This window comes from Paenibacillus hodogayensis (assembly GCF_039536325.1).
Taxonomy (GTDB): domain Bacteria; phylum Bacillota; class Bacilli; order Paenibacillales; family NBRC-103111; genus Paenibacillus_AB; species Paenibacillus_AB hodogayensis.
On record NZ_BAAAYO010000010.1, the window covers coordinates 751,698 to 770,869 of the forward strand.

The window sequence follows — 19,172 nt, forward strand, 5'->3', positions numbered from 1 at the left end:
TTACGGACCGGCTTCCACCAGCATTTGCAATTCGGCCGTCAGCGTCGCGCCATCCCGGCGGGAAGCTCAAACCGGTCGTACCCTTTCGTGGAGAACGGCTGCGTCGGCACAGCCCACGGCAGCGGGTACTCCGAATACAGCTTCCTTTGGGCGGCAACGTCCTGCATCGCTTCGGAAAGCCCGGGCAGCAGGCGCACCGTCGTCTCGCCTTCTTCCCGTTCGACCGCGTAAGGCTCGCCGATCGGACGAATCAGCCCCGACGACTCGTACGCGCCGTTGGATGCGAGAACGAAGCTGCGGCAGCGCTCGATCGGCGACAGCAGAGGCTTGCCCTCCCCGCCGATCGCCTGCATCAGGTTCAAGTACATGTTGCGCAGCAAATTCTCCGCTCCGTAGGCGCTGCTTGTCTCGCCCTCGCGGTTGCGGATCGTCCATTTGTTCTGGTAGCTCCAGAACGCTTCTCCTTCGCTTCCGCGCAGCGATATGTAGGGCGCGTCGTTCTCGTGATGCGACAGCATCGCATAAAAATATACGTCCACGCCGTTCGCCGTATTTACCCGGATACAGGACACGTCGTCGCCCTCGATAGCATTGACATGATACAGCTCGGCCTGCACCGATTGCGGCTCGGCCCGCGACGCGTCCCCGCTTCCCGCGGCGATCAGAGAGTTGTTCAGCAGGTGAGCGAGCGGATTGTTGAACGTGCCGTCCAGCACGTACTGGCCGCCGTACGTCAGCTTGCCCGCCCAGCCGGTCCGCTCGTAATACGAGCGGGGCCGCTTCCACATGCCCACGCCGGTTACATCCGTCAGTTGGCCGATCGCTCCGGCCGCAATATGCTCCAGCAGCTCCCGGAACGCCCGCCCGGACGTATTCTGAAAATTAACCTGGCACAGCTTGCCGCTCGCCCGCTGGGCGGCGATCATCTCGTCCACATCCTGCACCGTGACGGCCGGCGGCTTCTCCACCAGCACATGAAAGCCGAGCTGCATCGCGCGGATGCTCATCGGCTTATGAGCGGCGATCGGCGTCGAGATGACCACGAAGTCGATCTCCGGATGCTCGGCCAGCATCTTCTCGTAATCGGCATACGGAGCGGCGTTCCACGACAGGAGCTGACTGTACTCCGCGGCGTACGCCTCGGCCCGCACATCGGCGAATGCGACCACCTCCAGCAAACCTTCCTGAACCAGACCGGCCATCGCTTTCACATGATTGACGCCGAATCCGCCTATGCCGATAATCCCTGCTCGAACTGTTCTCACACCGTTTTCCTCCCTGGTACGAAGTCAAACCCTAAACCTTATTTCATAATAAGGGACCGATCTCTTGCTCGGCAAGCTTAAGAAGCCGCTTTCATCCAATGAAATGGGCGGATTTCTTGTTCAGCAAAAGAGAGCGGACCTTGCTTTGGTTTGTGCAAATACAAAGTCAGACCCCAGGATTAGCTCTGCCATTGTACGGGCGCGCACGTTTGCCCGGGAAGCGGTCGGCCTCCCGGGCAGTGTGCGCAATACGAACTTGTCCGTATCGCAAAGGCAAAAGCTAGACGTGCTCCAGGTAGCGCTCCTTGATCAAGCTTAGCGCTTCGTCCCCCGGCATATCCCAAATCTTCTGGTTGAAAATCTCGACTTCGATCGGGCCGGCATAACCTGCCGCCTCTACCGCATGGCGCATGCGGCGCAGCTCGATCACGCCGTCTCCCATCATGCCCCTGCCCATCAGCAGATCGGGCACCGGCACGATCCAGTCGGAGACGTGAAAACCGAGAATGCGGCCCCGGGCCCGCTCGATCTGATCGTACAGCTCCGGGTCCCACCAGACGTGGAAGGCATCTACGACGACGCCTACGTCTTGCACGTCAAACCGTTCGGCGAGCGTATTCGCCTGCGCCAGCGTATTGATGACCGACCGTTCGGCCGCATACATCGGGTGAAGCGGCTCAATGCCAAGCTTCACGCCATGCGAACGGGCGAACGGAGCGAGCTCGGCGATTGCCTCGGCCACCGTCTTGCGCGCATAGTCGATATCGCGGTCCGGCGCCGGTCCGCAGACGAGCACGAGCACGTCGGTGCCAAGCTCGGCGGCTTCCTCCACGGCGCGACGGTTATCGTCCATCCGCTCCTGGCGTCCGGCTGCCGTAGCCGCCGGAAAGTAGCCGCCGCGGCACAGGCTGGAGACCTTTAAGCCCGCATCGCGGACGAGCCGCTTGCTCTCGGCAAGACCCGCCTCGGCGACTTTATGACGCCACAAGGCGATCCAAGGCACTTCGGCGCGGACGCATACGTCGACCGCTTCCCGCATATTCAGCCGGTCCGTCGTAATTTGATTCAAGCTAAGTCTCTCGATGGAGCGTAACGCTTCCAAGGCGATCCCTCCCGTAAGGTGTTAGTGAATACCCGCGAGCGCCAGCACCCGCTTCATGCGATCGATCGCCAGCTGCGGGTCGGCCAACAGACCGGCCTTGTCCGCCAGCGTGAACAGCTCGGCCAGATGGACGACGGAACGTGCGCCTTCGGCGCCCGCGATCATGCGGAAATGCGACTGATGGCCGTTCAAGTAGGCCATGAACACGATCCCTGTTTTGTAAGCATAGGTCGGCTTCTGGAAAATATGCCGCGACAGCGCCACCGTCGGCTCCATCAAGGCTTCATAACGGTCCAGATCGCCCCTATCGAGCGCATGCAGCGCTTCGGCCGCAGCGGGCGCGATGGCGTCGAAGATGCCGAGCAGCGCGTGGCTGTAGCCTTGGTCGTCTCCGCGGATCAGTTCGGGATAGTTGAAATCGTCGCCCGTATACATCTTGACCCCTTCGGGCAGCAGACGGCGCATACGAATTTCTTTGCCGGCGTCGAGCAGCGATATTTTGATGCCGTCCACCTTGTCCGCGTTCGCCCGGATCACCCGCAGACAAACATCCATGGCAGCGTCCAGATCCTCCTTGTAACCCCAGTAGCCAGCCAGCGCCGGATCGAACATATCGCCCAGCCAGTGCAGAATGACCGGCTGCTTCACTTGGCCGAGGATGCGCGAATACACGCGTTCGTAGTCCTCCGGTCCTTTGGCGCAAGCGGCCAAGGCACGGCTCGCCATCAAGATGACCTGTCCGCCTTCGCCTTCGACGAAACCGACCTGCTCCTCGTAAGCCGCTTCTACATCGTCCAGCGTCACGGCAGGACCGGGGACGAGATGGTCCGTGCCCGCTCCGCAGGCGATCCGCCCGCCCACCGAACGCGCTTCCGCTACCGAACGGCGGATCAGCTCCTTGGAGCGTTCCCAGGTGAGTCCCATCCCGCGCTGCGCGGTATCCATCGCCTCCGCCACGGCCAGGCCGAGCGACCACAGATGGTGCCGGTAAGCCAGCGTCCCGTTCCAATCGATCTGGGCGTTATTCAGCGGATCGGCATCCGCGAACGGATCGCAGACGACATGAGCGGCCGAGAAGGCGATGCGCCCTTTGAAAGGCTCGCTGTGCTTTGCGAATCGGATCGCGTCGCCCATCGTATATGCGTACAGTTCGCCCCCCGCGCGGGGGAGCAGCAGTGTGTTGGCCATAACGCTTCTCGCCTCCTCTTACAAGCTCAACTGCGGCACGTCGATCCAGCGGCGTTCGCGCCACGATTGCAAGCCGAGATCGGCCAGTTGCGTGCCTTTTGCGCCTTCGAGCAGATCCCACGGGAACGGCGTATCGATGACGATGTGCTTCAGGAACATTTCCCATTGTATTTTGAAGGCGTTGTCGAACGACTGGTTGTCCGGAACCTGCACCCACTGGTCGCGGAACTTGAACGGGTTCGGAATGTCCGGATTCCATACCGGCTTAGGCGTATTGACGCGGTGCTGCGTTTTGCAATCGCGCAAGCCTGCCACTGCGCTGCCTTCGGTGCCATCCACCGTAACGGTCAGCAGATCGTCGCGGTCGACGCGCACCGTCCAGGACGAGTTCGCCTGTACGATAATGCCGCCTTCCAACTCGAACGTCGCGTAAGCGGAATCGTCCGCCGTGCAGTCGTACGGCACGCCCTGCTCGTCCAGCCGCTTCGAAACGTGAGTGGCGGCGAGGCACGAAACCGATTTCACTTCGCCGAACAAATTGTCCAGCACGTAACGCCAATGCGCGAACATGTCCACGATAATGCCGCCGCCGTCTTCCTTGCGGTAGTTCCAGGACGGCCGCTGCCCCGGCTGCCAGTCGCCTTCGAACACCCAATAGCCGAATTCCAGACGTACGGACAAAATCGTCCCGAAGAAGCCCGAATCGATCAGCCGCTTCAGCTTCAGCAAGCCCGGCAGGAACAATTTGTCCTGTACGACGCCGTTTTTCACGCCGGCCTTCGTCGCGACGCGGGCCAGCTCGAGCGAACCTTCGAGATCGACGGCCGTCGGTTTCTCGCAATAAATATGCTTGCCTGCGGCGATCGCCTGCTTGATGCTTTCGGCGCGGCGGACCGTCGTTTGGCTGTCAAAATAAATTTCGTTATAAGGATCGGCCAGGCATGCCTCCAGGTCGGTGCTCCACCGCTCCACGCCATGGGCTTGCGCCAAAGCCTGCAGCTTGTTTTCCTGACGGCCGACCAGGATCGGATCGGGCATAATGACGTCTCCGTTCGGAAGCGCGACGCCCCCTTGACTGCGAATGGCCAGAATCGAGCGGATCAAATGCTGGTTCGTGCCCATGCGGCCCGTTACCCCGTTCATAATAATACCGATATGCTTCACTGCCATGTTCATTGCTCCCTTCGGTTCGTATACCCGTATTGTATACGAAGGCGAAAGCGCTTTTCTTACAATTCCGGGAAAGCGATTCTCAATTTCGGAAGCGATTTTGCGGACAATCGGATATATTTCTTATTACGGCTCGACATGGCCCGGCAAAGATTGAAAATCTAGCGACCGCTTTAAGTAATCGCTGAAGGTTTCCAGCTCGTATTCCTGCACCAGCTGATTGACCGTGAGCGACTCCGCTTCGCTGGATATTTGGACCGCTCCGACATAGCCCGGCTCGACAATGCGCACCTGTTCCCCGTACTTCTCTTTCATTGCGACGAGCTTTTCCCAGTGACCGTTGAGATGGCAGAGCACGTAATCCAAGTTGACCTTTTCCGTGAAGCTGTCGAAATAATTCGTATTCGTCCGGAGCACCTGACCGAGCGGAGAAATAAGTTGGCTCGGGTAGGACTGGCTGATCGCGCTTACGAAAAACGAGCCGCACGAATATGCCCAATACTGCTGCATCAGCCCGCCATGATACATGGAGACGAAGACGAGCACATCCGGCTTGGCCTTCACGTATAGTTCCCTCAAACGGTCAAAATTCAAATCGAAACAAATGACGAAGGCCACCGTTCCGAAATCGCACGACAAAACCGGCGCGTCCTTGCCGCCCAATACGCCGTCAACCGAGATTTCGATATCGACCGGATGGTTCTTGTTATAGATCCCGACAATCTCCCCGTCTCTGCCGATCAACTCCACGGAATTCCGCCAAGTTCCGTCTTCGACCTGTCGCAGGCGAGGATAAGCGATGTAACAGCGCTGCTGCTTTGCCGTTTCGCGCATCATCGTCAGAATGGAGTCCCCTCGGCATTGATAAAACGCCTTGAGCCGCTCCCCCGTGAAGCTGCGCGGCATATCGCATACCTCGGGAAACACGATCAGATCGGGACGGTCGGGCAAAACCCGGCTCAGCTTGCCTCGCAAATGCTTCTTCATTACTTGAACGGCTTCGCGCATATCCAGACTTGAGTCGATTTCCTTGTAGTCGCAGCCGATAGAGCTGATTTTCGCAAATCTCGCCATGAAGACTCCTCCTTCGAATCAAACCCGGAGGGCGTCCTTCGTCAAGATGTCGCCCCCCTCGATTTCCATTCTAGTACTGATACATCTCCGCATCGTCAACATAAATCTTGCTCTCCGCAGGCAGCCCTTGTAGAAGCACGACAAGCTGGGCATAATCAATTTCGACGCCGTTGACAGTCTCGGGGATTTCGGCAAAAAGATCGACCGTGCCCCAGCCTTCTCCCGCATAGTCCGCCAACCGTTTGGCTTCCGAACGCAAGGCGAAGAAGACGGACGTCTCGTTTTTCAGACGATAGTGGAACGTTAATTGGAGCGTACCGTTTGCCGTCACCGTATTTTCCGGCACTTTAAAGTAGACCCTTCCCGCTAGCGGTCCGGGTTTGGTCGCCAAAATTTGCGCGATGCCCCCCATGGCCTCGCCGCCTGCAAGCTGAATTTCCACGCCGGCTTGGCCGGAGTATACATGCTCTGTAACGGTGGTTTGCTTCGCGCTAGCGTTCCATTCCGCCCAGTTGTTCGGCACCTGATTCGTTGCCGTTTCGAATGATCCGTTCAGGGTAAGCGAAGGCGGTCCGGCCATGGCCTTCTCCAGCGTTTGGGCGGTTTTCTTCGTTCGCGGATCCGCGCTAGCCGTATAGCCATGAATCCTGATACTGACCGGTCCTCCCGAAGGCTCATGGCTTTTCACGTAATCGACGATACTCCAGAATGGACCGGCAAGATTCGGAGTCCCGCTCCACATAAGCCCGACATTACGCGGATCCAAGGGATGAAGCAGAACCGGATCGTCTTTAAAGGAATCCAGCAGTTGGATCCGTTTCTCGGTCCACTCGCTTCCGGCATCTTCATCGCTGAATAGCTGCTCGATCGCAAAGTTAATATCCCCGCCCGAGCCCAAATTGGCTTTGGAATACATATAGCTGATGGCCGAGGCCTCGTAGTATTCGAACGCCCGCAATAACATCGCGGCACGGGCTTTCTGCTTATCCGTCACGGCTTTGGCCAGCGCCAACTCCAGCAGTTGTCTGCTGACCGTAATATCGTCCATGGTGACTAGATCGAGATATATCGGGTCGGAGAACAGCAGATAGATGCTATTTTTATACTTCTGGAACCATGTCGAGCTTGGTATACGCTGTGTCCAAAAGTTCTCCCAATGCGCATAATACGCGGCTAAATCTGGCGCGGCATTCGGGCCTACTGCTCTTTCGTACCATTCCTGCAGGAGTGCATCAACATTCTGATCCGGATTCCATTGCAGCTTGGCGGACAGCCAGGCTTTCGGTCCTTCTCCCCAGTTCGGGTAAATTTCCGCGTACTGCACCGATACGCCCATTTGCTTAGCTTTTGCATAATTATCCGCCATCAGGTGAGGATAAATCCGCGGAACGGCATACGGGGTGCCATACATGTAATCGTACCATCCCGTGCTGGATGCGACCGCGTTCCACTGCGCCATTAACTGATCGTCAGCCGCTCCCACCTGCGGATCGAGCCACGCCATCCGGTCTTTCGTCAGAACGGGAACGACGCGAGGATTCAATGCAAAGGACGGAGGATCGATGACATTTTCATAAGCCAGTACGCCAAACCACTTGTCGGGAAATACCTTCAGCACCTCTTCAGCCACCTGGTTAACCCAATTGTAGTAAATGTCCGACATGTCGTGAAACCCTTTGGAATTGCTTTTATTCGTATACAACGGATGATTCGGGTTCTCTTCGCAGAAACCGGCCGAATCGTTCACGCCAAGCGAATAGCTGACTTGATCCGGGTTGTCCGTGAAAAACCGGACGATCGTATACACGGCTTCCGTTATGGTCGCCGGCTCCGAGTAACACGGCTGCCATCCGGAAATATCCTGTGCGCCCGGAATAAACCTTTGTCCATGGATGATCGGATAAAACTCCGGATTGCTCGTTCCGTATTTCGCTCCCGGAAACAGTAAATACATATTGTGATAGGCGTTAAAACGCCACGGCAGCCGGTTTTGCCTCGCCCATTCGAATTGAACGGGACCGGTCACATTAGTAGGCAACGTCATCGGACTCAGGATTCGGGACATAAAAGCCGGCTCCTGCTTTACTATCCCGACGGGCACTACAATCGAGGACATTTGCGGAACATCCTCTCCGTCCGGTCCGGGCAGCAGCCAGCGTACTCCGACGTATCGCTCGAGAAACTCATAAATGCCATGTTCCGTTCCTGCCGATGTTTTCCCGGCGATCGCAATTCCGCCGTTGCCCGCTTCCATAATAAAGCCTTCATCGTCCATCGACGGCAAATCGCTTTGCGAGCCTGCGCTTAACTGAGCGGCGATGCCTACATAGATCGGGACTTTATCGCTTATGTTACTGCCCGTCCATGCGAGTTCATCCATGATCGGCAGCATCGCTCCGGTTGACTGCTCCACATAGCCTGCTATTTTGGCGGCGGCTTGTATAACCCTCTGATCCGTATTCGCTGCGTGTACGATGACCGCTTGGCCGACTCCTTCATGAACAACCGTATAGGCTGTCGGCTCAAGTGTCGGGAGTTCTGTCCGTGCCGCTGCATTCCCCGCTGTCGTACTGAACAACATGCCGATTAGCAGCAGCAGCGGGATAACTCTTTGACGTTTGAAACCTGCCATTCTTTCACCTCCATTTTTTTGGAACCGCATTCCGGACGGCTGTTGCCGATAAGCGGTCTGGGTCCATCATAGAAACCGGAGATGTCGAACACCATATGCCATTTTGTATAACGTGTTCCATTTTGCATGACATATAAAATGGAATACGAAAAAATTGTTTTGTACCCCTAAAGCTATTCCAATTTATGATTCATCCGCCGAAATGCGCCCGGCGGGATACCCGTAAACTTTTTGAATAAACGGATAAACGAATTCGCGCTTTGGAAGCCGACCCGTTCGCCTATGTCATGGACTTTCATGTTAGTCTCGAGCAGCAGTTCCTTCGCTTTGCCGACCCTCAGCTCGTTCAAATAATAGAGAAAATTCGTTTGCGTCTTTTCCTTGAAGAAGAGGGATAAGTAGCCGCTGGACAAATTGAATTTGTCCGCCACCGTTTCCAGCGAAATATCCATATGGTAATTGCGGTGTAAATAGTTTAAAATCGAGTCCTTCAATGGCTCCTGCTCCGCCTTCTTCTCGCGGATCAAATTCAGTGAATGCTGAAGCAGCTCCTGAAAAAAAGCGAAATAATCCTCTGCAACAGCGCATGATTTCAGTCTCTCGTAAGGCGATTCTTTCCCCGGCATAGCTTCCTCATCGATATTGGCGGCAGTCAAAGCCTTCATAACGGCGACAATGATTTCTCTGGAAAGATGCGTAAACTGATACAAATTCCCCTCATTACCGGCTAACTTGCGAAGCATGAGATCGGCGGTCTGAATCGCCGTTTCGTTACCCGCCTGCAAATGGGCGACAAATTCCTGATTAAGGGAAGGAACGCGCAGGACATGGGCGCTTTTGGGTACCGGCTCGACGATAAGCTGGGTGCCCGGCACCATTTTACGCAGCTGCAGCATCTCCAAGGTTTCCTCGTAGGCCGTCGTAAATTCGGTGGAATCGCGCAAGACGAGATCAGACGCGATCGTAACAAGACAATAATCCTTGTCCCGGTCGAAAATCGTTTGCAAGCCTTGCAGATTTGCCAGCAGATCGTTTCTTTGCTCTTGCCCTTTCACGAATAGCAGCGATAAAATTTGATCCTTCTCGATCTGAATCGTTACAGCGTCCGGGAAATCGTCCATCAAGCTTCTTTGAATAAATTGGTCCATGTAATATATGCCTCTCGCTTGGTTCTCGGGCGAAAACTTATGGAGCCTATTCGTAAAAGTCATAGAGTACAGCACTACATAGAACGGATTGCCTGATTCCAGCAAATCTTCCTCTACCTTGTCGTAGCTCGAATAGATTCGTTTCATCTTGTTAATGTAGTTGTATTTCTTGATAATCGAGTTTTGCCTGCTCAAATCGTTGCTGATTTCCTCGTTAATCACCATCATGTCGCCGATTTTGCCGCGGATGATATTGAATTCATTAATGCTGCTCCCAGTGGGAGACGCCTCGTTCGGCCTCTGGATCAGCTTGATGATTTGCTGTACCGGATGATGGAACCTCCAGCTCAAGAACACGGAGATCGCAATGCTGACGAGAACGGCCGCTCCGAGAATGACCAGCAGCACGATATTCATTTGCTGAAGCTGAGCCGTGATTGCGCTATTGGGAACGACGCTGACGTAGGTCAGACCCGAATGTTTGCCTTTCGTGTAGAAATGCAAGTTGCTTCCTTGACTCCAGTTCCCTTCATCCGCGTTTGCATACGTTTGCAAGTCTTTCTTTTCCGGCATTTGCGACGGATCCGTATGGAATAGAACATCGCCCGCTTCATTTACAATATAGAAATCGTCCTGGATGGAACGATAAAAAGCCTTAAAGGTTTGGCGGGCATCCAGTAAGACGAGGAAATACATTTGCGGGTTGAGGCTGTTTTTGTAAATAATCGGAAACAGCTCGCCCCTGGAAATAATCTGCTTGTCCAACGTTTTCCGTTTGAATTCGGCCGCGGGAAACCATTTGTAGCTATACGTATTCGAAACCTGCTCCTCCCAGAATGCGGCGGGATAAGCGTCGCTAATGATCTCGATGTTTGCCAAATCCCCAATGCTGCGTATCCCCTCTTTGCTGATTGCAGTACCCGTGTCGCCGAAATAAACGACGATATCGTCCGCGTAAAGCTGGTCGCCGCTTACATGCCGCTGGAGCTGGGACACGAAAAGATTCAACATTTTGAAATTGCCCGCGGACCGGTCGTTCATAATAAGGGGCATCTTCTCATCGAAATAAAGAGTGGCAATGGTCGTGTCGATGAGCTCCAAATTTTTCTCGTAGCTTTCTGCGGCATACTTCAAATTGAGACTGCTAAACTTCACAATCTCTTGCTGAACCTTTTTCTTGAAGAAGGAGAAGGACAAGAACTGGAACGCCGCAAGACACACAATGACGATCAGAAAGCTCATGATCAGCCGATTTAGCAAGGACTGTTTCTTAAAGGGTAAATGCAGCATGTTCCACATTGGCGATCAGGCCCTCCAAGCGGTTATGGTGTTTGTCCGAACAATATAGCAGGATCTCAACTGCTTTAACATCGCTTATAATTCATATTATATTCCATTTTTCATGCCCGACCGTTATTTATTACGATATGAAAAATTGCATCTACTATCCGCCTGCCGACTGGGCTACATTAAGCACAGCACCGAACCGCCGCAAGCCTTTTCCGGCGTGAACGTGAAACATCCAATCACTAAGGGGGTCCATCGAGAATGAAAAGAAGACAAATTGGCTTGACGAGCAGAGAGGTGAAGGGAATCTCGCTGTTGCTCGTTTTGTCGACCCTACTCGCGGCTTGCAGCTCCGAAAAATCGGAAGCGCCAGAGAGCAGCTCGCCGCCGAAGACCGATCCGGGAAGTTCGGCCAAGTACGACCCCCCGATCGAAGTGACGACCGTATCCAACTATAGCTCTCTGGTCAAGTTCGCGAACGGGGACTCCATCAACAACAATATGTGGACCAGATACATCCAAGACACGCTCGGCATAAAAGTGACAAGAAAGTGGGCGACGACCTCGGGAGAGGAACTTCAGCAAAAAACGAATCTGATGATCGCATCGGGTGATATCCCGGATTTTTTTGCAGCGGAGCCTCAGCAGTTCAAGCAGCTTAGCCAAGCCGGATTAATCGAGGATTTGACCGCAGTATACGAGAAGTACGCACCGGAGCACGTCAAACAGCTGATGCAGGAAGCCGGGCCGGAAGTGCTGAAATCGGCGACGATCGACGGCAAGCTGATGGCCATCCCTTGGACGGGTCTGCAGCGGGAAAGCGTACCGATGGTGTGGATTCGAAGCGATTGGATGAAGAAGCTGAATTTGCCGGAACCGAAAACGATGAACGATTTGCTGAACATTTCCGCTGCATTCGTCGAACAGGATCCGGACGGAAATAACAAGAAAGATACGTTCGGAATCATGCTCGATAAGAACCTCCTGTATTTGACAGGCTTCTTGAACGGCTATCATGCTTACAACAATATTTGGATAAAAGATGCATCCGGTAAACTGGCGTTCAGCAGCATTCAGCCCGAGATGAAAACCGCGCTCGGAAAGCTGCAGGAGATGTTCAAAGCCGGACATCTCGATCCGGAGTTTGCCGTGAAAAATGCCGAAAAAGCGATGGAAACGATCGGAGCGAACAAAGTCGGCATTTTCTTCTCCGACAGAGGCGGAGCCAATTATCCCGCATCGGCGAGCTTGCCGAACGTGGAGTGGAATTCTTATCCCGTTCCTTCCCTCGACGACAAGCCTGTCAAGCTGCAGCATGATTTGAACGTCAACGGCTTTTACTGGGTTGTGAAAAAAGGAAGCAAGCATCCGGAGGCACTTTTAAAAATTTTGGATGTATTTACGGACAAGTTCTATTTCACTACATCGGATGAAGATTACAAAACGTTTATCGCGCCGCCGGGAGATCTCAATCCGATTTGGTTCCTGGCGCCGGCCAAAATGTACAGACCGTTAAACAATCTCGATTCCTACCGGCAAGTCAATGCGGTTCTGAGCGGCAAAAAAACAGTGGCGGACATTACCCCTCAACAGCGCTCCATACTCGAAAAAATAACGAAATATAAAGACGGCGATAAATCCTTCTGGTGGGAAAATGCCCAGAACGGTCCCGAAGGGTCGGGAAGAGTGCTCGAGCAGTATTTGAAAAACGATCAGTTTATGCCAAATCTATTTACAACTACGCCTACCGCTTCCATGGTCAGCAAACAAGCGAATCTGACGGCGATGATGCTGGAAACGTTCACCAAAATCATTATGGGCACCGCCCCTGTAAGCGATTTCGACAGCTTCGTCGCCTCATGGAAAAAGCTCGGCGGCGATGAGATCACCAAAGAAGTGAATGAATGGTATGCCGCACAAAAATAAACATCACCCGATTGGAGAGGGCTCGTTATTCCCTCTCCTCTCCACTTCCATCGGAGGGACTGTTTCATGAAGAAAGGTTTGTCCTATACGGGCTATCTTCACTTGATGCTTTTACCTGCATTTCTGTTCGTTTTCGTGTATCAATACATTCCGATGTTCGGTTTGGTCATGGCCTTTCAGCAGTATGTTCCGACTAAAGGCTTTTTCGGTTCGGAATGGGTAGGCTTGAACAATTTTTATTATACGTTCAGCTTGCCCGGAACGGGTCGCGTATTCTGGAATACCGTGTTCATCGCCTTTATGAAAATCGTCGTGGGCCTGATTGCTCCGATCTGCACTTCCCTACTGTTAAACGAGATATCGCGGCAGGTTTTTAAACGGGGGGTCCAAACGATCATCTACCTTCCGCATTTTCTTTCCTGGACACTGCTTGGCGGTATTCTGATCGATATTTTATCCCCGTCCGACGGTATCGTGAATCAGCTTATTCAATGGTTGGGCTTCGAACCGATCTTCTTTCTCGGCAACAAGGATATTTTCCCCTATTTGCTGGTCGTCACGAACGAATGGAAGGAGTTCGGCTTCAGCACCATTATTTATTTGGCGGCGCTTACTTCGATCAATCCCGCGCTTTACGAGGCGGCGGTTATGGACGGTGCGAGCAGGCTGAGACAAACATGGCATATTACGCTTCCGGGCATAAGGCCGACTATCGTATTGCTCGCTACATTAAGCATGAGCAGCATCCTGAACGCGGGCTTTGAGCAAGTATTCAATCTGTACAATCCGCTCGTCTACGAGACCGGGGATATTATCGACACCTATGTATATCGCATGGGCATTTTGAACGCCCAGTACAGCAACGCGACGACGGTCGGACTTTTGAAATCGATCATTTCCTTCGTATTTATTTCGGTTTCTTATTATTTGGCTTACCGATTCGCAAAATATCGCATTTTTTAGCGGGAGGACGACACATTGATTCAGAGCATGTCAATAGGGCGCAGAACATTCCTTGTCGCTAATTATATTTTTTTATCTTTCTTGGCTTTCCTTTGCCTGTTTCCGCTAATTCATGTGTTGGCCGTGTCCTTCAGCTCCAGTTCGGCTGCAGCGGCGGGCAAGGTGACGCTGTGGCCGGTCGAGTGGACGACGTCCGCTTATCGTTTCGTGTTCGGCAAAGCGGCTTTTCTGGAGTCATTCGGCATATCCGTCAAGCGCGTAGTGCTCGGAACCGTTCTAAATATGATCATGGTCGTCCTCACCGCATACCCACTTTCGAAGGAAGCCTCCGTCTTTAAGTGGCGAACTTATTACGCTTGGTATTTTCTGATCACGATTTTGTTCTCGGGCGGTCTGGTACCAACCTATATGACCGTCAAAACTACCGGATTGATCGATTCGATCTGGGCGCTTATTTTGCCCGGTATCGTGCCTGTTACGAGCGTCATTCTGATGCTGAATTTTTTCCGCGGGCTGCCGAAGGAGCTGGAGGAATCGGCGCAGATGGATGGCGCGACGCCTTTTCGCACATTATGGAGCATTTACATCCCTTTATCCGCTCCGTCGATCGCCACGCTAACATTATTTTCGATGGTAGGGCATTGGAATTCCTGGTTTGACGGCATCATCTATATGAATCTTCCGGACAACTATCCGCTGCAGAGCTATTTAAAAACCGTCATCATCGACAAATCGTTCTCGGCGTCGAGCGCCGCGGAAGCGGAATTGATGAAGGCCCTTTCCAATCGCACCATCAACGCGGCGCAAATCTTTCTCGGCGCCTTGCCTATCTTGCTGGTTTATCCGTTTTTGCAAAAGTTTTTTATCAAAGGCATCGTTGTCGGCAGCGTGAAGGAATAATCGTGCAGGTACGGCGATTCCAAATGATGGACGAGACCGGGATAAACGGCTACGCCGTCCTCTGGGAGCAGATATGTTTAGCGGGAAGTCGAACCATCCAACCGTCCGCAAGTTCCACCGGCCGGTCTTTGAGAGCTTTAGTAACTAAGCACGTTGATCGATCCGCTGCCGAATTTTCACATACGTAAAAAAGCTCCTTTTGCAGGAGCTTTCGGCACAATCCCTCGTCATTCCACGTCGGTCGGCCGGTTCATCTGCCGGTACGATTTGGGAGACAGCTTCGCAACGGCTTTGAACGAACGGTAGAACGTCGACACCGAGTCGTACCCGGCCTCGAAACAGATCGAGATAATATCCTTATCCGTCTCCGCCAGCAGCTTCTGGGCAAGCCGGATGCGCGCCTCGGTCAAGTACTGCATCGGGGTCATGTCGTACCGTTCTTTAAAAATGTTGTTGACATGCCGCGTGCTAATGCCGAGCTTGGATGCAATATCCGCCGCCGTGAGCGGTTCGAAATAATGCGAATCGATATAGCTGCGGATTTTCTCCGCGCGCTGCCGGTTGGAGCCCGTTCCCGTCGACGTTTGAACGGCCCGGGTCAGCGTCAGGAGCAGCTGAGACAGCTGAATACGCATCGACAGCGTTCCGAGCGCCGAGGGCTCCTTGGACTGCTCGAACAGCAGCTTCCGCAGCTGTTGGCGAAGCTCACTGCCGGTAAAAAGCGACGGCTTCATCAGCATCGACGTATGCAGATGGCCGTGCAGCAGTTGACCGGCCGTCTCCGGATCGAGCGCCGTTTCGTCGAAAGCGAGCACGAGCAGCGTCAGCCGGGAATCGGACATGACGGCATGAACGGAGAAAGGCACGAGCAGCGCGGTATCGTCCGCCTTCAGCTCCTGCGTCTCGCCCCCGTCCAACCGGATCGAGCCTTGTCCGTCGAGCACGAACAAGATTTGATAGCTCTGGTGATGATGCTCGGACACGTTATGGCCGCCCATATGTTTTTGCTCGTAAATATAAATCGGATTCCGGGACAGGTCGATCCATTTGATCGCCATGGCATTCCCTCCATCACGGAAGCGTCTCCTGCATACGTTAAACGCAAAAGCCCGCGGGATATACGCGCCGGTGTGCCTAAAGCTCTACCGCGAATCGTCCGCTGCGGGTATTTGCCGTGTCCCGCGTAACGAACCGTCCGCTTCAAGGCTGCCGAACAACCGACCGCGTACCGGAAGCCCGCCCGGCACGATTTCCCCGGCAAGGCTCCCTATGCCATTTTAGCGCGTTGGGCGTACGCTTACAACCTGTCTCTACTCAAACAAGCATTCGCTCAGAAACGCCGGCTCGTAGCCGTTCTCCGCTGCCCAGCGGGCGGTCGCCATAATTTTGTCGCGGTAATCCGGCTGGTAGGCCGAATAGTGCGGGTAATAATATTGCTCGTGAACCATCACGTCCAGAAAACCGGATTCGTGCGGCAAAGACTTGATGCGCTCCAGAGCGGGGACGACCTCATCGAGCTGGAGACGGTCGAGCACGGCGTCGATTTTCACGAACACCAGATCCTCGCTATGGTCTTTCCAGAAGTCCCGTTTCTCCAGATGAGCGGTCTGCTCATTGCTCAAGTAATACGAGACAATCGGCTTTCCGTCCTCAACGCGGAAATACCCGGCCAAGCCCTTCATCCCGAAGCTTCGCAGCGCTCTGCATCCTTCGCGGGTGACCGCACCCCAATGAATGGTCGTCGCCGGATCGAGCAGCTCAGCCCCGGCAAAACGGACAATTTGCCCGGTCACCCGCTCGCAGTCCACCAGCAGCTGCTCCGGCGAAGCGTGTTCATACGGCTTGGGAGGATCGTTCTGCAAAGCATGGAACGTTAGACGCAGCCAGTCCGCGTTCGCCTGCCATTCCGGTTTGAAGCGCTCCGGCATCTGCGACAGATCGAAGCCGTCCGTCCGGTCGTACAGATTGAACTGCACCTTCAGCCCGTACGTATCGTGCGCTTCTTTGAAGACCGCCAAATACGGGTTGTCGAAAATCGAGCGGTACGCGTCGCGCTGCTGCGCAATATCCTGCAAAAACCAAATGCTATCGTCTACGGACAAACGGAATTTGCTCGTGGCCCGCCGCAGCCAATAGACGACGATTGTCTGTCCGGCGCCGGGCTGCTTGTCGTCGTCAATTACGATCGTGTTGCTGTAGCCTTCAAGAGTAACGTCCGCGCGGCAGATCCCATCCTGCGGCCGTACCGGCGCCCCGTTCACCCGCAGAGCCCTTTCGTCCGGAACGTCCAGTTCTACGACAATATGCAGCTTGCCGTCCCGTACTTCGCCGTCCCGCTCGGTCAGCATATCCCCGTCCAGAGGAAACCGTACCGTCCAATTGGCTTGCGATTGTGTAGCCTGCGTCATCGATCCCACTCCCCGCCCTTTATTGGATTTCAGTTTTTCCGGCCTCGCCCGTACCCTTCAACCACATATCCAGAAACGCATACGCCGCCGCCCGCACCGGGAGCGGAAAATCATGTGGGCTTGTCCCGTCGAGCGACAGCATTCTGTCCGCTGCGCCCAGCCAATCGTACAGTCCGTGCAGATCGCCCATCGCTTGCACAATCGCCTGCCAATGCGGAAAGATCGAGTCCGACTGGCCGCTCCAGTTGAACAGTGGCGTCGGCGCCGCCAAAGCGGCGATTTCATGCCACTCGAACGGCACTTCCCCGCGCTCCAGTGCGTCGGATATCGCCGGAATATGGGAAAACCAGTCGCGACGTCCCCAGCGGCCCGGATTCGAGTCGCCTGTAAACGTGGCGAAGCCGCAGCTGGAGACGACCGCGCGGATCCGTTCGTCGGCGCCCGCCAGGAAAATCGCGTTGTATCCGCCAAGAGAGTGGCCGATGGCGCCTATGCGCGCTGCGTCGACCCGATCGAGCGATACGAGCAGATCGACGCCTTGGCGGTGATCGGCGATCATTTTGCCTACCGCCGACCACTCCGGATAACGCTCGTAGAAGGGGGCGGTCTGAAAAGCGCCCGCCCCTTCGTAAATGCGCTCCCCAGCGGTAATCGTATCCGGGGCCAGCACGACGTAACCGCGATCGGCCAGTTCCAAGCCGTACCGCAGATTCGGGCGACCCGTCCGCTTGGCGATCTCGGCCTTCCCTTCGCGGTCGGTCTGATGAAGCGCCACCACGGCGGGCAGCTTGCCTCCGGCAAGTCCCGGCGATGCTTTGGGCATAAGCAGATAAGCGGTTACGACATCGCCGTAAACCGTTTCGTAGCGGAGATGCAGCCGCGTATGGCGCTCCTCCTCTTCCTCCGCCAGCACCTCGTAGCGGACCGGCACCGACGGCGGAATGCCGCCGATGGCCTCGTGCCACCGCCGCCGGATGTCGGTGCGCTTCGCCTCCCAGCCTGCCTTGTCCGTTATGCCCTTCAGAAGCGGGGGCACCCCGCCTTGCCTCAACCGTTCCAATGTATAGCTCAAGTGAGCCGCCTCCTTTCCGATTCAAAAACAAAGACAAGCAGGTCGATCCTTCTCCCGCTTGTCTCTAGGCTGCCGTTCTATATGTTTGTTTAGTTGCTTACAGAGCTACCGTTTTGCCGCTGTCGCGACTTTCGTTAGCCGCTTCGATAAAGCGGATGACCGCAATCGATTCCGCGAAATCGATCGCAGCGCCCTTGCCTTGGAAAAGCGGAATGATGCGCTCCAGCAAGCTGGCGTAATACGGCTTCGGATGGGAATAGACGTCCACGAACTGGCTGCCCTTTTCGCGGTGAACGACCGCACCGAACGAGTTGTTGTTCTTGCGGTTGCCGCGCAGCGTGGCGAGGCGCCCGTCCGCCCAACGTCCCACGATAATATCGTGGTCGTCGTTTGTCGTGACGGTAACGTCCACGCATTCTTTGCCCAGCACGGCGAATACCATCTCGACCGTATGGATGCCGTACCAGAAAAAGCCCGGCTGCGTCGGCTGGATCGCCATCGGACCGAAGGCGTCAACCCCGATCACCGCGCCCTTCTCGGCGTTGCCGAGTACCTCGGTGAGCCCTTCCGCATAACGAAGCGCAGAAGCGCTCATGACGGCGACGCCGTACTTGGCGGCGAGAGCCGCGATCTGTCTGGCGTCTTCGGACGCGACCGCCAAAGGCTTATCGATGAACACTGGTTTGCCGAAGGGTGCAATTTTGGCGAACTGCTCCAAATGCACGCGTCCGTCCACCGACTCCAGCAAAATAGCGTCGCTTTGCTTGGCGACCGCTTCCACGGAATCGACGATTTGTACCCCATACTCGTCGCGAAGCTTATCGGTAAAACCCTGCACGCGGGAAATACTCAGTTCGAAGTCCGGGGATCCTCCCGGAAAAGCGACAACCACTTTGCCTCCCGGTACGTGATATTGTTGGGCGGCATCGTTTAACAGCTGCGTAAAAGCGGTAGCGTGGGACGTATCCAATCCGATGATTCCGATTTTCAATGCGTTCGACATGGAACGCACCTCCTCATCCGTAAGTAAGTATATT

The 19,172-nt window shown here is 54.8% G+C and carries 14 protein-coding genes; 3 read left to right on the forward strand and 11 right to left on the reverse strand.

Annotated elements, in window-relative coordinates:
- Nucleotides 1–38 precede the first annotated feature (38 nt).
- The 7 genes from ABD796_RS22315 to ABD796_RS22345 form a co-directional block, all read right to left on the reverse strand.
- Nucleotides 39–1,265, reverse strand: coding sequence for a Gfo/Idh/MocA family protein (locus ABD796_RS22315; protein ID WP_344911994.1), 1,227 nt, complete (start codon nt 1,263–1,265; stop codon nt 39–41).
- 280 nt (nt 1,266–1,545) lie between these two features.
- A complete protein-coding gene (locus ABD796_RS22320) occupies nt 1,546–2,367 on the reverse strand; it encodes a sugar phosphate isomerase/epimerase family protein (protein WP_344911996.1) in 822 nt (273 codons plus the stop codon).
- Nucleotides 2,368–2,388: 21 nt separating this feature from the next.
- Nucleotides 2,389–3,555 carry a dihydrodipicolinate synthase family protein gene (locus ABD796_RS22325; RefSeq protein ID WP_344912001.1) on the reverse strand — a complete coding sequence of 389 codons (1,167 nt, stop codon included), beginning with the start codon at nt 3,553–3,555 and terminating at the stop codon, nt 2,389–2,391.
- 18 nt (nt 3,556–3,573) lie between these two features.
- Nucleotides 3,574–4,725: a Gfo/Idh/MocA family protein gene (locus tag ABD796_RS22330; protein WP_344912003.1), complete on the reverse strand. Its 1,152-nt coding sequence runs from the start codon at nt 4,723–4,725 to the stop codon at nt 3,574–3,576.
- 126 nt (nt 4,726–4,851) lie between these two features.
- Nucleotides 4,852–5,799 (reverse strand): carbon-nitrogen hydrolase family protein, encoded by a 948-nt coding sequence (locus ABD796_RS22335; protein ID WP_344912005.1) that lies wholly within the window; start codon nt 5,797–5,799, stop codon nt 4,852–4,854.
- A gap of 70 nt (nt 5,800–5,869) precedes the next feature.
- Complete coding sequence (locus tag ABD796_RS22340; RefSeq protein ID WP_344912007.1) at nt 5,870–8,431, reverse strand: DUF4838 domain-containing protein; 2,562 nt, start codon at nt 8,429–8,431, stop codon at nt 5,870–5,872.
- A gap of 173 nt (nt 8,432–8,604) precedes the next feature.
- Entirely contained in the window at nt 8,605–10,878 is a 2,274-nt protein-coding gene (locus tag ABD796_RS22345) for a helix-turn-helix domain-containing protein (protein ID WP_344912010.1), read from the reverse strand.
- Between the two features lie 249 nt (nt 10,879–11,127).
- On the opposite strand from ABD796_RS22345, the gene ABD796_RS22350 reads away from it, so the two are divergent.
- From ABD796_RS22350 to ABD796_RS22360, 3 genes are all read left to right on the forward strand, one after another.
- Nucleotides 11,128–12,792, forward strand: coding sequence for an extracellular solute-binding protein (locus tag ABD796_RS22350; RefSeq protein ID WP_344912012.1), 1,665 nt, complete (start codon nt 11,128–11,130; stop codon nt 12,790–12,792).
- Between the two features lie 66 nt (nt 12,793–12,858).
- Nucleotides 12,859–13,755 carry an ABC transporter permease gene (locus ABD796_RS22355; protein ID WP_344912014.1) on the forward strand — a complete coding sequence of 299 codons (897 nt, stop codon included), beginning with the start codon at nt 12,859–12,861 and terminating at the stop codon, nt 13,753–13,755.
- Between the two features lie 15 nt (nt 13,756–13,770).
- Complete coding sequence (locus ABD796_RS22360) at nt 13,771–14,655, forward strand: carbohydrate ABC transporter permease (RefSeq protein WP_344912016.1); 885 nt, start codon at nt 13,771–13,773, stop codon at nt 14,653–14,655.
- A gap of 227 nt (nt 14,656–14,882) precedes the next feature.
- Here the strand turns inward: ABD796_RS22360 and ABD796_RS22365 are convergent, their stop codons facing one another.
- The 4 genes from ABD796_RS22365 to ABD796_RS22380 form a co-directional block, all read right to left on the reverse strand.
- Nucleotides 14,883–15,713, reverse strand: coding sequence for a helix-turn-helix domain-containing protein (locus tag ABD796_RS22365; protein WP_344912018.1), 831 nt, complete (start codon nt 15,711–15,713; stop codon nt 14,883–14,885).
- Between the two features lie 252 nt (nt 15,714–15,965).
- Nucleotides 15,966–17,063 carry a hypothetical protein gene (locus ABD796_RS22370; protein ID WP_344912020.1) on the reverse strand — a complete coding sequence of 366 codons (1,098 nt, stop codon included), beginning with the start codon at nt 17,061–17,063 and terminating at the stop codon, nt 15,966–15,968.
- 19 nt (nt 17,064–17,082) lie between these two features.
- Nucleotides 17,083–18,135 (reverse strand): alpha/beta hydrolase family protein, encoded by a 1,053-nt coding sequence (locus ABD796_RS22375; RefSeq protein ID WP_344912022.1) that lies wholly within the window; start codon nt 18,133–18,135, stop codon nt 17,083–17,085.
- A gap of 97 nt (nt 18,136–18,232) precedes the next feature.
- On the reverse strand, nt 18,233–19,138 hold the full coding sequence (locus ABD796_RS22380; protein WP_344912024.1) for a Gfo/Idh/MocA family protein: 906 nt from the start codon (nt 19,136–19,138) through the stop codon (nt 18,233–18,235).
- Nucleotides 19,139–19,172: the final 34 nt, after the last annotated feature.

Excerpts from the sequence above, each read along its gene's own strand:
- ABD796_RS22325 (WP_344912001.1), bottom strand. The coding sequence starts at position 3,555 with ATGGCCAACACACTGCTGCTCCCCCGCGCGGGGGGCGAACTGTACGCA.
- ABD796_RS22330 (WP_344912003.1), bottom strand. The coding sequence starts at position 4,725 with ATGGCAGTGAAGCATATCGGTATTATTATGAACGGGGTAACGGGCCGC.
- ABD796_RS22335 (WP_344912005.1), bottom strand. The coding sequence starts at position 5,799 with ATGGCGAGATTTGCGAAAATCAGCTCTATCGGCTGCGACTACAAGGAA.
- ABD796_RS22340 (WP_344912007.1), bottom strand. The coding sequence starts at position 8,431 with ATGGCAGGTTTCAAACGTCAAAGAGTTATCCCGCTGCTGCTGCTAATC.
- ABD796_RS22345 (WP_344912010.1), bottom strand. The coding sequence starts at position 10,878 with ATGTGGAACATGCTGCATTTACCCTTTAAGAAACAGTCCTTGCTAAAT.
- ABD796_RS22350 (WP_344912012.1), top strand. The coding sequence starts at position 11,128 with ATGAAAAGAAGACAAATTGGCTTGACGAGCAGAGAGGTGAAGGGAATC.
- ABD796_RS22355 (WP_344912014.1), top strand. The coding sequence starts at position 12,859 with ATGAAGAAAGGTTTGTCCTATACGGGCTATCTTCACTTGATGCTTTTA.
- ABD796_RS22365 (WP_344912018.1), bottom strand. The coding sequence starts at position 15,713 with ATGGCGATCAAATGGATCGACCTGTCCCGGAATCCGATTTATATTTAC.
- ABD796_RS22370 (WP_344912020.1), bottom strand. The coding sequence starts at position 17,063 with ATGACGCAGGCTACACAATCGCAAGCCAATTGGACGGTACGGTTTCCT.
- ABD796_RS22380 (WP_344912024.1), bottom strand. The coding sequence starts at position 19,138 with ATGTCGAACGCATTGAAAATCGGAATCATCGGATTGGATACGTCCCAC.